We start from the raw sequence: 14,134 nt of genomic DNA, 5'->3' as shown, positions 1-14,134 counted from the left end.
CAAATGACAAAACGTATTTTAGAAAATAACGCGAATAAAAAGCCATTTATGCAATGGCTGTTATTGTTACTTGGCCCATGTGTCATGCTACTTACTTGCTTAGTTGAGCCGCCAGTAGGTATGTCGGCGGCAGCATTTAAAACCGCAGGCTTAGCATTTTGGATGGCCTCGTGGTGGGTGAGTGAGGTAGTGCCTATTCCTGCTACTGCGTTACTCCCTTTAGTGATTTCACCTATCGTAGATATAGCCGCGATAAAAAGTGTTGCAGCGCCTTATGCGCATCCGCTGATCTTTTTATTTTTAGGCGGTTTTTTAATCTCAATAGCGATGGAGCGTTGGGGATTACACAAGCGTATTGCATTAAGAACTATGCTTTATGCAGGTAAAAAACCAAGCTTACAGATTTTAGCGATGATGTTAGTGACTGCATTTTTATCAATGTGGATGTCTAACACGGCCACAGCAGTAATGATGCTACCTATCGCTTTATCTATTACCCATTTAGTTAAAAGCTCAGATCCTAGTAATGAAGGTTTTGGTAAAGCCCTTTTACTATCTATTGCTTATGGTGCGAGTATTGGCGGTATTGCTACTTTAATCGGTACTCCACCAAATGCATTAATGGCGGCGTACCTATCAGACAGTTATCAGATTGAAATTGGCTTTGCCGAGTGGATGATTGTTGGTGTGCCTTTAGCGCTCGGTATGTTGCTGATCAGCTGGATTTGGTTAACTAAATTCACTTATAAGGTCGATGCGAATGTACAAGCGAACAAGCGAATTGATACTAAAACGGTATTTTCTTCTCAGCTAAAAGAATTAGGTGAAATGCAACGTGCTGAAAAGGGCGTGTTGTTTGTATTTGTGTTTGCAGCTGTTTGTTGGATATTCAGACCATTACTAGGCGATGTGACCGGCCTTAAAATTTCAGATACCAGTATTGCAATTGCAGCGGCATTATTATTATTTGTACTTCCTGCAAATAAAGGCAGTGATGCGCGTCTTTTAGATTGGGAAAGTGCCGCTAAAGTGCCGTGGGGTGTGTTGCTTTTATTTGGGGGGGGCTTGACGCTAGCCTCGCAAATTAAATCATCTGGATTAGCTGTCTACATTGCCAACATGATTGAAGGGGTGAGTACTATTCCATTAGTTATGAGCATTCTTGTGGTGGTGGCACTTATTACTTTCTTAACGGAAATTACCAGTAATACGGCAACAGCCGCAGGCTTTTTACCATTGCTGGGGCCTGTTGCTGAGTCAATAACTGGCAGTCCGTTAGTGTGGGTTATTCCAGCTGCGATTGCGTGTAGTTGTGCGTTTATGATGCCAGTAGCCACACCACCCAATGCGATTGTGTTTGGCTCGGGTGAAATTAAAATGAAAGACATGATCCGTGCTGGCTTTGTGTTAAATATTGTCGCTATTGTTTTAATTACCTTAGTAACAATGACCATAGCAGCTCAGGTTTTTGGTTTTTAATAACCCACTTTAATCAACTAACAAAACAGATAACCGATGCACACAAAAGCAGTGCATCGGTATGAGTTCCAACCAACCTTATGAGTGTTTTTGCAACGCTTTTCATTATGTTGCAAAATCACTCTTTATTGCTCGTGTAACAGATCAAGGTTATAGTCTTGAAAACGTTATAAATCGAGTAGCCTATTTTGACCACTGATACATTATCTACAGGGACTTTGCGTTCACAATTTAATGAACTAAAGCACTCTTTTGAAGACACCCCTTACTTACCCATTGAGCAACGCCTTGCTTTACTTAAGCAAGTACGCGCTAACATTGTAACGTTAGAGCAAGACTTAATTGCTGCAGTATCTAAAGATTTTGGTTACCGAACGGCCTTTGATACCTTAGTAGGTGATATTTTGCCCACCATGCAGGGGCTTGCGCATATTATTAAAAAGCTACCTCGCTGGTCTAAGCCTAGTCATCGCAGCGCGGGGTTAAGCTTATGGCCCTCAAAAGTAAGTGTCACCTATCAGCCTATTGGTGTGGTGGGTGTGATTGCACCATGGAACTATCCTATTCAACTAGCATTGGTACCTGTTATTACTGCGATTGCAGCGGGTAACAGGGTGATGTTAAAGCTCAGTGAATTTACGCCTAACACCAATGCCGTTATTGAAAAAATATTTGCAGGTGAATTAAGGCAACACTGCACCATTATTCAAGGTGGTAGCGACGTGGCAAGTGAGTTTTCATCATTGCCGTTTGCGCATTTACTGTTTACAGGCTCGACGGCTGTTGGCAAGTTAGTTATGGCCGCGGCCAGTAAAAATTTAACACCAGTCACTTTAGAACTAGGCGGAAAATCGCCAGTCATTGTGTTAGAAAAAGCAGACGTAAATAAAGCCGCGCGTGCTCTATTATTTGGCAAAATGGCCAATGCAGGGCAAATATGTGTGGCTCCTGACTACGTATTTGTTCCTAAAGCACTAGAACATCAGTTTATTAAAGCTTTGTGCACACTTTATAAAAAGCACTTTAAGCAAGGTGTTGAAGGGAAAAACCTGACCTCGATTATAAGCCCTGCACATTATCAACGTTTGTTAGGTTATTTAGAGCAAGCACAAGAGCAAGGCGCTAAAATTACTAAACCGCTTGAACAAAACCAGCAAGATGGCGAAAAGCATCGTATGGGTCTGCATATTGTGACGCATGTCACCGACGAGATGCAATTAATGCAAGAAGAGCTATTTGGTCCCATTTTACCCATTATGAGTTACGACAAATTAGAGGACGTGCTTAATTATATTCGATTACGCGACCACCCATTAGCCCTTTACATTTTAGGTCAAGATAAACAGGCGCAACAGTACATTATTAAGCAAACACTCAGCGGAACAGTTGCGGTAAACGACACATTAATACAAGTAGCTGCCGATGATGTGCCGTTTGGTGGCGTGGGGCATTCGGGGATGGGGCATTATCACGGCAAAGAAGGTTTTCTCACCTTTAGCCATGCAAAAAATACCTTAGTCTCTGGCTCGGTTAACCCGCGCATTGGTTTATTACTTAAACAAAATAAATTACTGATCAAAGTGCTAAAGTGGCTTTATGTAAAATAGCCTGCAACGCTTAAAACAAAAAAGCTGAATGAATCACTTCATTCAGCTTTTATAATAGCTAACTTAAAACAGGCGTCCTTCGCCAGCATAAGTACCCGCTAAAATTTTGGTATAAATTGCATCGGCTTTTTCTTTGGCCTCAGCAACCTCTTTAGGAAGCATAGTACGTTCATCAAGTTTACGGCTGTGACTGGCTTGCATGTTGCCGTTATACTCGGCAATGGTATTCCACACATACGACATTTCAAGATTTTTTGGCATTCCTAAGCCTTCAAAATACATCAGTGCTAAATTAAACTGCGCCAATGTGTAATTATTAGCAGCGGCTTTTTCATACCATGTTCTGGCGGCTTTATAATCTTGGCTAACACCATCGCCATTTGCGTACATTACACCTAAGTTATACTGTGCTGCGGGAAGGTTCTTATTTGCTGCTTTTTCAAATAAGGTTATGGCCATTTGTTTGTCTAATTTAACGCCATTGCCTTCGTCATATAAAACCGCAAGTGCAAACATTGAATCTACATGGTTCTTTTTAACGGCTTGTTGGTACAGCTCAGCTGCTTTGTAATAATCACGGGTAACGCCATGGCCACCTTCGTATAGCTTACCTAATTCGTAAATACCCGGTGCATAGCCTTTGTCAGCTAAATAATTAAACTCTTTAAGTGCTTCTTCAAATTCACCCGCATTAGCAGCTCTGATCCCTTCTTCTAGTCCAGCATAGGCAAGAGGGGTAGCGAGCATAATACCGGCCAGTAGCAGTGCTTTAAAATTAGACTGTGACATAAGCATGTCTCCAAATTAGTTGTCGTTCTATGTAAGCGCCATAAAAGTAAAACTTACCTAGTGAATCTATTAGGGATAGGTAAAAAATTATGAGCTAAATTAATAACGCCAACGTTTATAACCTAGGTATACAAACGTATTAACAAGTAGCTTTAACTATAGCTCAAAAATTCTAAACTTAAGCATATAGTCATGATATAAATTGCGTTAGCTTGCGATTCTATAGAAAAATGAAAAAAATAAAAGCGAGCAATAGCTTACATAATTACTTATGATGATTTTTGGCAACCAAAGCATCATAAAACGGGGTCTGTTAATGTTAAATAATTTAAAAAATATAAAACTAAGCAAAATTATTTTTATAACCAGTTTATTGTTTATTGCCAGTTGTTCTACCTCCTTTGCTTATAACAACCTTGGTTGGCTGTCTTCGTTTTGGATAGACGATTATGTCGACTTAAACAAAAGCCAATCAACGCAGTTAAAAGTGATTATTAATAACACCCGAGATTGGCACCGAGAGGTTGAGTTACCAAAATATAAAGCCGATTTACTCGACTTAAGGCAGTTGCTCGATAAACAAGCCGATACAGCGCAGTTAATGGCAAAAATAACGCAGGTAAAGCAGCATTGGCGCAATTTACTTTTGTACGCGAGTGATCCCTTAATCGAGCTGGCAAAAACGTTAACTCCATCACAACGCAGTGAAATGATAGAAAACATTCGCGATCAAATTAATGACGAAATAAAAGAGCACGCTTCATTAACCAAAGAGGAGCATCAGCAGTCTCGTTTAGACAGGCAACTAGACTATTACGAACAATGGCTTGGTAAGCTCACCTCAGAGCAGCGAACGCTAGTGTCACAAGCCAACAGTGAATATATCAGTACCAGAAATTTATGGTATGACTATAAACTAACTCGGTTAGGTGCACTTGAAGCGCTTTTTAATCAGCAAACCCTTGATGATGCCCAATTTGCGCAGCAGTTACGCACTATCATTACAGAAAGAGAGCTGTTTATGAGTGCTGAACTCATTGAGAGAAATGAGGAAAATTTAAGGGCATACGCACAGTTGCTGGTTAAATTAAATCAAACCTTAAGCCCTAAACAAGTCGCACATGTTGATGAGGAATTTGCTGACTTGGTTGGCACAGTTAATGAACTGCTTACAGAATAGCTGCATTTAACCAATCCTTTTTGCTTATTTTAAAGGGGGTTGTTAAGCATAAAATTGTGATTATTGCATTTCAGGGTTAATATAAACGATTAGTTTTGATTTAAGTTTTTTATGGATATAGCCGCTCTTAACAGTACAAAAATATTACGTAAGCATGTCTTAAAATGGATGTGTTTATTTTTTGGTTTGCTGTCATTTATTTTTGCTGTGTTTAACCTATCAAAAAATCATTTTTATATTGTAGGCGGCTTAGAGGTGTGTTTTTCCGCACTTTGTTTTTATATTTTTATACAATTGGTTAAAAACAAGCAACGAAACTGGTATGCCATAACGGTTTGTATGACTGTAACGCTCGTTATACTATGTGGAACCTTTTTGGCACCACTTAAAAATGGTTTGTTTTTGTGGGCGTTTTCTTTACCCATTTTGTATTATCTACTTCTTGGTCGAAAATACGGTATTGTGTTATCGGCCACACTTTTGGTTATGCAATCATCAGTGTTGCTTTATAAATTACCAAGCCCTTATTTTTCCTCTTTTAACCTAGCGATCAACTTACTGTTTATTTATATTATTATATGGGTCATTTCTCATGTTTTTGAAGGAAATAGGGCCGAATTTTCGAAGCGACTTAAAAACTTGGCTTTACTTGATCCTCTCACGGGCGCAGGAAACCGTTTATCTATGAGTCATTATTTTGAAGTGGAGATAAAAGACAAGTCACAGCTGTACTTGTTTTTAATTGATCTTGACCACTTTAAACAAATAAATGATGAATATGGCCATGATGTAGGAGATAAAGTGCTGGTTGAGTTGGCAACTCTATTTAGGATTACTTTTGCAAAAGGGTATGTGTTTAGGGTAGGGGGTGAAGAATTTTCTTTAATGGGCAATTTTGATAGTGCACAATCCGCGCTGGCAATGGCTGAAAATCTTAGACAAGCCGTTGCAACTAAATATATTGAGGCCAATGGTATAACCATAAATTTAACAGCCAGTGTTGGTGTAGTTAAGTACCAACAACAAAATTTGGCTGAATTAATAGCGCAAGCAGATAAGCAGCTTTATAAGGCAAAAGATGCGGGGCGCAATGCGGTTTTTTCTGATATTAACCTCTGTGCAGATGCGGCTTAATACATTTGATCAAAATTAGGAATACTGTTTTCCCAAATCGGTCTTTCTTTGCCAATGTATTCACGCACGGCATCAAAAAATAACCGTGTACGTACAGGTAAATCTCTGTGCGGATAAACAGCATACATAGCACTGTAATCCATTAACTTTACATCCGTTAATATAGGAATTAATTTACCCTCAGTAATTTCGTCACCGATTATAAATGCCGGTGCTACAAAATAAGCGGTGCCAGATATAGCCTTCATTAGTAGTGCTTCAGCGTCGTTGGCGCGGTATACACTTTTTATTTTTTGCTCACATGGCTCACCAGAGCTATTGTAATAATCCACTGTTTCAACTCTCATAGAGTTGCTCGCATAACTTGCCGCAGGCAAATCTGCTAGTTCTTCCATGGAGGATGGCATACCATACGTGCTGATAAACTCGGGGGCGGCAACAATTAACAAGCGATTACGTGCAATTTTTCTTGCAATGAGTGATGAATCTTTTGGCTCACCAATACGAAATGCTAAATCGAACCCTTCAGATACAATATCTACTAATCTGTCATCAAGCCTTAATTCAACTTCAACTTGAGGAAAGCGCTTTTGAAAGTCATTAAGTACTGGTTGTAAGTAGCGCCTACCAATGAGTGTTGATGAAGTAATTTTGAGGACGCCACGAGGCTCTAAGTGGTAGTTTTCGGCCATGCGCACGGTTTCGCCAAGCAGCTCTCTGAGCTCACCGGCTTTTTTTATCATTTCTGCACCAGCGGCAGTGAGTGAAAATGAGCGAGTAGTGCGGTTTAGCAATCTAACCCCTAGCTCATCTTCTAAACGACTAATTTGTTTAGAGATCACAGAGCGATCGATATTACGTAATTCGGCAGCTTTAGCAAAAGAGCCTTGCTCAACCACTTCAAGCAACATTAAAAGCCGACTTGTCGTATCCATAAAACCACCAAAACAATACTATTGATGCCATTTTGGCATTAATGAATTTAAAAATCTATGGTTTTTGTCCGCAGGTATAACCCGTAGTATGCGTTCTTAATCAATTAAAGGAGCGTCTTCATGAAAAAACACCTTATCGCTGCTGCATTTGCAGGCGCATTTTTAACACTTGCTGGTTGTGCTGATGAAAGCACACCGCCTTCGGCTCAAGCACAATTTCTTCAACCTATAGATGTTGCTAACGTACTTGTTAAACCAGTACAAAGCTGGCACACCTACACAACTCGCTTAGAGTCTCCGCAAGAAGTTGCACTTATGCCACGAGTATCTGGTGTTATAGAACAAATTACGTTTAATGAAGGCGACCTTGTTAAAAAAGGCGATGTATTATTTAAGCTTGATGACCGTCCGTTTGCGGCGGTTGTTGCTAGTTTAAAAGCCCAAGTTAACAGTGCACAAGCTGCGCTTGAGCAAGCAAAAAGCGAAGCTAAACGTGCTGAGCGTTTAACTGAACGTAAAGCAATTTCAACTGAGCAAGCAGAATCACGTACCTCTGTATTACGCCAACGCGAAGCTCAACTTGCTGCATTACAAGCACAGCTAACATCAGCTGAACTTGATTTAGAATTTACAGCCATTGTGTCACCTATCGACGGTGTGATCTCGCGTGCCAATATCACGAAAGGTAACAACATTATTGCAGGGCAAAGCGTGCTAACCAGCATTGTTTCTAACGAAAAAATGTACGCCTATTTTGATGTGGACGAACGCACCTGGAATAGCGATTTTAGTAACGTGACCTCAAAAAGTCGCCAAGCCGTTGTAATGCAAAAAGTAGGCGAGCGCGATTTTGCTTACAAAGGGTTCATTAACTTTATTGATAATCAAATTAACTCATCAACAGGTACGCTGCGTGTGCGTGCTGTATTTGATCAGGATAACAGCCAATTACGTGCAGGGTCGTTTGCGCGTATTAAGCTTGCTGCTAATTCAGTCACAGAGCAAATAATTGTGCCAGACAGAGCAATAGGAACTGATTTAAAAAACCGCTTTGTTTTGACAGTGGGTGAAAACAATGTGCTGCAGTACAAATTAGTCACAGTGGGTGAGCGTTATGGCTCTCTTCGTGCCATCACCTCAGGTCTTTCAGAGGGCGATGTAATAGCCGTAAATGGCCCTGCTCGTGTTGGACCAGGTATGCCTGTGGCACCGAACAAAGTAACCATTGATAGCAGTGATGTTGCGTTCACCATGAACAATGACGATTCAAGCTTAGTCGCAAAGCAATAAGGTTTTTTAGATGAAATTTTCACACTTTTTTATACAGCGACCCATTTTTGCGGCCATGCTGTCTTTGGTTATATTAATTGCTGGTGGTATTTCGTTATTCCAACTGCCGGTAAGTGAATACCCAGAAGTCGTGCCTCCTACCGTGGTTGTAACAGCAAGCTACCCAGGAGCTAACCCAACGGTAATAGCGCAAACGGTAGCAACGCCGTTAGAGCAAGAAATTAATGGTACAGAAAACATGCTGTATATGTTTTCTCAAGCAACCAGTGATGGTCGTATGACGCTGACGGTTACATTTGCACTAGGTACTGATTTAGACCGCGCCCAAGTACAAGTACAAAACCGTGTAAACAGCGCCTTGCCACGTTTACCTGAAGAGGTGCAACGTTTAGGTGTGGTGGCTGAAAAATCATCACCCGATTTAACGATGGTGGTGCACTTGTACTCACCAGAAAAATCGCACGATACCGCGTATTTGTCTAACTATGCCGACCTATATATTAAAGACGAAATAGCACGTTTACCGGGTGTGGGTGACTTGCGTTTATTTGGCGCAGGTAAATATGCCATGCGTGTATGGTTAAACCCAGATGCGCTAGCAGCACGCGAGCTAACAGCAACCGATGTAATAACTGCACTTCGTTCACAAAACCAACAAGTAGCAGCAGGTAGCTTGGGTGCACAGCCGGTTTCTAACGACAGTCAATTTCAAGTACTGTTAAATGTAAAAGGGCGTTTAAACAGTATTGAAGAGTTTGAACAAGTAATTATTAAAGTGGGTGATGAAGGCCAAATAACACGCCTTACTGATATTGCCCGCGTAGAGCTTGGCCAAGACAGCTATTCTTTGCGTGCTGAGCTTGACTCACAACCTGCACTTGCAATGCCTATATTTCAACGCCCAGGGTCTAATGCAATTGAGCTTTCGGACCAAGTACGCGAAACCATGGCTCGCTTATCAAAAGACTTTCCTGCAGGTGTAGAATACGACATAGTTTATGACCCTACTGTATTTGTTCGTGGCTCTATTGATGCTGTTATTGCCACGTTGCTTGAAGCTATTGTACTAGTAGTGATTGTTGTCATTGTGTTTTTACAAACATGGCGTGCTTCTATTATTCCACTTATTGCGGTGCCTATTTCACTCATTGGTACATTTGCGGTAATGCAGTGGTTAGGCGTATCTATTAACACCTTGTCGCTGTTTGGTTTAGTACTTGCCATTGGTATTGTGGTGGATGACGCCATAGTTGTAGTTGAAAATGTTGAGCGTAACATTGAGCAAGGATTATCGCCGCTTGAGGCAACACGTGTTGCTATGAGCGAAGTAACAGGGCCAATTATTGCCATTGCACTTGTATTGTGTGCTGTGTTTATTCCTACGGCATTTATTACCGGACTGTCAGGGCAATTTTATAAGCAATTTGCCTTAACAATTACTATTTCAACGGTGATTTCAGCAATTAACTCGTTAACGCTATCGCCAGCATTAGCGGCACTGTTGTTAAAGTCTCACGATACTAAGCCAGATGCATTCACACGTTTGTTAAATAAACTATTTGGCCGCTGGTTATTTAAACCTTTTAACCGTGTATTTGACCGAGGCGCCAAAGGCTACGAAAAATTAGTTAAAAAACTAATTCGTATGAGCTTTATTGTAATGATCGGCTATGTTGCCCTAGTAGGTGGAACCATTAAGCTGTTTGATGCAGTACCTGGTGGGTTTATTCCACAACAAGACAAACAGTACTTAGTTGCCATTGCACAATTACCTGATGCAGCAAGCCTTGACCGTACTGAGGATGTACTTAGACAAATGCAACAAATTGCACTTGAAGTACCAGGTGTAGCTAATACGGTTGCGTTTCCAGGTTTATCAGTAAATGGCTTTACTAACAGCCCTAACAGCGGGATTGTGTTTACTCCGTTAGATGCATTTGAAGATAGAACCGATCCGAGTAAATCAGCCATGGCTATAGCCGCGCAGTTAAATCAACGATTTGCAGCAATTGACGAAGCGTTTGTTGCAGTATTTCCGCCGCCGCCAATTCAAGGCTTAGGTACTACAGGTGGCTTTAAACTTCAAATTGAAGACAGAGCAAACAAAGGTTTTGAAGCGTTATTTAACAGCCTACAAACAGTGATTGGTAAAGCGCAACAAGATCCAGCATTAATGGGGCTTTACTCAAGCTTTAGAATTCAAGTTCCACAAATGGATATTGATATTGATCGTGAACAAGCGTTAATTCAAGGCATACCGCTTGACGAAGTATTTAATGCTTTACAAATATACTTGGGTTCTGTGTATGTAAACGATTTTAATATGTTTGGCCGAACGTACCAAGTAAATGCGCAAGCTGATGCTGATTATCGCCTAGACCCTGATCAAATTCTTAACCTCAAAGTAAGAAACCGTGAAGGTAACATGGTGCCATTAGGCTCAATCCTAACGGTTACGCCAACAATTGGCCCAGACCGTGTAATGCACTACAACGGTTACCCAAGCGCAGAGCTTAACGGCAGTCCTGCACCTGGTTTTAGTTCTGACCAAGCTCAACTGGCAATTGAGGCTATTTTGGCCGACAACTTACCCAGTGGTATTGAGTACGAATGGACTGAAGTAACGTACCAACAAGTATTAGCAGGCAACACTATGGTGTATGTGTTCCCATTAGTTGTGTTACTGGTGTTTATGGTATTGGCTGCACAATATGAAAGCTTGCGCTTACCATTGGCAATTATTTTAATTGTTCCAATGACGATATTTTCAGCATTACTTGGTGTTTGGTTTGTAGGTTCAGACAACAATATATTTACGCAAATAGCGCTTATTGTGCTGGTGGCCTTGGCCTCTAAAAATGCGATATTAATGGTTGAATTTGCAAAAGATAAAAACGATACAGGCTTATCGCATATTGATGCAATATTAGCGGCATGTCGTATGCGTTTACGCCCAATACTTATGACATCAATCGCGTTTACAGCGGGTGTTATACCACTTGTACTAGCAACGGGTGCAGGGGCTGAAATGCGCCATGCAATGGGTAATGCCGTGTTCTCTGGAATGATTGGTGTAACCGTGTTTGGTTTATTGTTTACTCCGGTGTTTTACATGCTTGTTGTAAAGAAAAAAGGTAACACACAGGAGTTATCAAATGACTAATCAAATAGCAAAGCGGTTTAAAACACAGTTAACCGTAGCTTCTGTATTAATGGTCACGCTCATATCTGGTTGTGCAAGTAAGGTTGACGTGCTTGACGAGCAAAAAACAGTTAACGAATTTGTTGCCAGTGCTGCAGTTGCTGACCAACTAAGTGGTGCAGATGAAACTAACTGGTGGCACGCGCTTAAGTCTGAGCAGCTAAATCAATTAGTATCAGATGCACTCGCTAAAAACTACGACCTAAAAACAAGTCAGCTTGTACTAAAAAGTGCATTAGCTAGGTTGGGTGAGCAAAAAGCACAATATTTACCGCAAGGTGGTGTTGAGGTAGGCGCTCAAAGAAGCGGCTTAGGAGATACAAACTCACGCCAATCAAGTGCTAATTTTGCACTTAATTGGCAGCTTGATTTATTTGGCCGAGTTACTGCTTTAGTTGATGCGGCAAATGCATCGGCTATGAGCCAAGCAGAGCAAGTTCGTTTACTCAAAATTGAAGTTGTTTCAGCGGTTGTTAAAGGGTTTGTTAGCTATCAAGGCAATGCTGAAAAACAGCGTATTATTAGCTTACAAATACAAGCGCTTGAGCAAAGTATTGATGTGTTACAAGCGCGTGTTGATGAAGGTGTTGCAAGTGAGCTTGATTTAAACCGCACCCTAGCGCAATTACGCCAGCAACAAGCGTTAATTCCTGCCATTGAGTTTGCCAAGTACAGTGATTTATCAACGCTTGCTGTTCTTACAGGGCGTTTAACTCAAAATATTGAATTAACAAATGAACTGAGTGTGTTACGCAATAAATTTGACGTAACACTTAGTAAGCCAAATGCCGCTATTGCACTGAGGCCAGATATTAGCCGTGCAATTTATGACTTTAGCCAAGCCAATAGTTTAAGTGTGGCAGCCAGTAAAGCTTTACTACCAGATGTAAGCCTAAGTGGTTTTGCAGGTGTGTTAAGTGTAGGTAGTAATGGCTTTAGCGATACACAGCAGCAATGGCAAATTGCGCCTAAGTTGCAATGGTCAATCTTAAGCTATCCTGCTCTTTTAGCACAACGAGACGCACAACAGTTTTTAAGTGAAGCCGCTTACAGCGATTATCAAAACGTGGTGCTTAAAGCACTTAGTGAAAGTGAGCTTTCGTTGCAGGGGTTAGTTAATCAGGCACAGCAAAAACGTTTTGCAGATGAACGTTATGACTTTGCTAATAAAGCCTTTTTACAAGCAGAAGCCATGTATGAAGAAGGCCAAATCCCTTATCTAGAGTTGTTAGATGCGCGGCAGGATGTTTTAATAGCACAAGAAAATGCAGTTGAAACAACCATTTTATCGTTACTTGCTAAGGTCAATGCGTACCAATCATTTAATGGGCAATGGAGCTATGCACTAAGTAACACAAATAAGTAGAGTTTAACGATGTCTGATACTGATATTTTAACGCAAAATACTATACCGCACACAATGCGTGCCATTGTATTGGAAAAACCGAATGATCAAATAAATTTAGCTGACATTGAGTTACCTGTTCCTGAGTGTTCAGATAACGAGCTACTGATAAAAGTAGAATATGTTGGTTTAAACCCCGTTGATGGGCATTTTGCAAAATCAGGTTTTTGTCAGTGGCAGTACCCTCATATTTTGGGGCTTGATGCGGTAGGTGTTGTAGTAAAAGCAAGTAAAGGGATTTTTCCTAATGTTGGCGAGCGAGTCATGTGGCACGCCAACGTAGGTGGGCAAGGGGTACTGAGTGAATACACAAAAGTGCCTAATTTTGCAGTGTCTATTGTACCGGAAGATTTAAACCCAGCGGTTGCTGCTGTGCTGCCTTGCGCCGGAATGGCAGCACTAATTAGCTTAGATAAAATTAGTATCACTGAAGGTCAAACTGTTTTTATTGAAGGTGGGGCAGGTGCAGTGGGGCAGTTTGCTATTCAGTACGCTAAACAGCGTGGCGTTGATGTATTTACCACCGCCTCTAAGCGCAATCATAAGTTAGTTAAGCAGCTTGGCGCGGATGTTGTGTTTGACTACAACGATAAAAAGTTGTGTGAAAAAATTCGTAGAGAGCTAGGGCCGCAAGGGTTCGATGCAGTAATCGATACCGTGGGTGGTGAGTCGACAGCGCGTAATATCGAACTCATGCGTTTTTGCGGAAAAATAGCGTGTTTAAATCCATTACCTTGTTTTGAACAAGATCTAATGTACCGGCGCGCGCCAAATATCAGTGTTGTGTCGCTTGGTGGTGCATGGCTCGCTAATAGTTTATGTGCGCAGCAACGCTTGAGCTTTATGGGTAATTTATTACTCGAAGGCGCCACTAATGGTGATATTAAAGCACCGACCTTAACGCCTGTTGAGTTTAACGCAAATGCTGTATCTAATGCCTTAAACACGCAGCTCGCGGGTGGTTTTACAGGCAAGCATGTCGTAAAAATAGGCTGTTAAAAAACTCTGATTAATACAAAACGCAGCCTGTTTAAGCTGCGTTTTTTTATGCCTTTTTTAGGTGTTATTCAGTTATTATTTTTTATACATTTACACTAATAAGCAAAAGCATTT

The 14,134-nt window shown here is 41.0% G+C and carries 10 protein-coding genes; 8 read left to right on the top strand and 2 right to left on the bottom strand.

The genetic code is table 11. The features are described from left to right. Window positions 1–3 precede the first annotated feature (3 nt). Both L641_RS0101395 and L641_RS0101390 read left to right on the top strand, forming a co-directional pair. The gene (locus L641_RS0101395) at window positions 4–1,479 is read left to right on the top strand and encodes an SLC13 family permease (protein WP_024600918.1); all 1,476 of its coding nucleotides are present in this window, start codon (window positions 4–6) and stop codon (window positions 1,477–1,479) included. 188 nt (window positions 1,480–1,667) lie between these two features. Beyond that, entirely contained in the window at window positions 1,668–3,086 is a 1,419-nt protein-coding gene (locus tag L641_RS0101390; RefSeq protein WP_024600917.1) for a coniferyl aldehyde dehydrogenase, read from the top strand. A 63-nt stretch (window positions 3,087–3,149) separates the two neighbouring features. Here L641_RS0101390 and L641_RS0101385 read toward each other — a convergent pair whose 3' ends face one another. Then, the gene (locus tag L641_RS0101385; RefSeq protein WP_008112386.1) at window positions 3,150–3,875 is read right to left on the bottom strand and encodes a tetratricopeptide repeat protein; all 726 of its coding nucleotides are present in this window, start codon (window positions 3,873–3,875) and stop codon (window positions 3,150–3,152) included. A 316-nt stretch (window positions 3,876–4,191) separates the two neighbouring features. Between L641_RS0101385 and L641_RS0101380 the strand changes: the two genes are divergently transcribed. Together L641_RS0101380 and L641_RS0101375 are read left to right on the top strand one after the other, a co-directional pair. Next, window positions 4,192–5,055 (top strand): DUF6279 family lipoprotein, encoded by an 864-nt coding sequence (locus tag L641_RS0101380; RefSeq protein WP_008112388.1) that lies wholly within the window; start codon window positions 4,192–4,194, stop codon window positions 5,053–5,055. 111 nt (window positions 5,056–5,166) lie between these two features. Next, entirely contained in the window at window positions 5,167–6,189 is a 1,023-nt protein-coding gene (locus L641_RS0101375) for a GGDEF domain-containing protein (RefSeq protein ID WP_024600916.1), read from the top strand. On the opposite strand, the gene L641_RS0101370 is transcribed toward L641_RS0101375, so the two are convergent. Continuing rightward, window positions 6,186–7,124, bottom strand: coding sequence for a LysR family transcriptional regulator (locus tag L641_RS0101370; RefSeq protein WP_024600915.1), 939 nt, complete (start codon window positions 7,122–7,124; stop codon window positions 6,186–6,188). The genes L641_RS0101375 and L641_RS0101370 overlap by 4 nt on opposite strands. A 120-nt stretch (window positions 7,125–7,244) precedes the next feature. Here L641_RS0101370 and L641_RS0101365 point away from each other — a divergent pair, with 120 nt between their 5' ends. Genes L641_RS0101365 through L641_RS0101350 form a run of 4 tightly spaced genes read left to right on the top strand, consistent with a single transcriptional unit; the run spans window position 7,245 to window position 14,020 of the window. After that, window positions 7,245–8,414 (top strand): efflux RND transporter periplasmic adaptor subunit, encoded by a 1,170-nt coding sequence (locus tag L641_RS0101365; protein ID WP_024600914.1) that lies wholly within the window; start codon window positions 7,245–7,247, stop codon window positions 8,412–8,414. A gap of 10 nt (window positions 8,415–8,424) precedes the next feature. Further along, window positions 8,425–11,577, top strand: coding sequence for a multidrug efflux RND transporter permease subunit (locus tag L641_RS0101360; protein ID WP_024600913.1), 3,153 nt, complete (start codon window positions 8,425–8,427; stop codon window positions 11,575–11,577). Next, window positions 11,570–12,982 carry a TolC family protein gene (locus tag L641_RS0101355; RefSeq protein ID WP_024600912.1) on the top strand — a complete coding sequence of 471 codons (1,413 nt, stop codon included), beginning with the start codon at window positions 11,570–11,572 and terminating at the stop codon, window positions 12,980–12,982. The genes L641_RS0101360 and L641_RS0101355 overlap by 8 nt, the downstream gene beginning before the upstream one ends. 9 nt (window positions 12,983–12,991) lie before the next feature. Continuing rightward, on the top strand, window positions 12,992–14,020 hold the full coding sequence (locus L641_RS0101350) for a zinc-binding dehydrogenase (protein WP_024600911.1): 1,029 nt from the start codon (window positions 12,992–12,994) through the stop codon (window positions 14,018–14,020). Window positions 14,021–14,134: the final 114 nt, after the last annotated feature.

The sequence above is a fragment of the Pseudoalteromonas sp. TB41 genome (assembly GCF_000497975.1).
In the GTDB taxonomy this organism is placed as follows: domain Bacteria; phylum Pseudomonadota; class Gammaproteobacteria; order Enterobacterales; family Alteromonadaceae; genus Pseudoalteromonas; species Pseudoalteromonas tetraodonis.
This window is presented reverse-complemented; position numbering and strand designations above follow the sequence as displayed.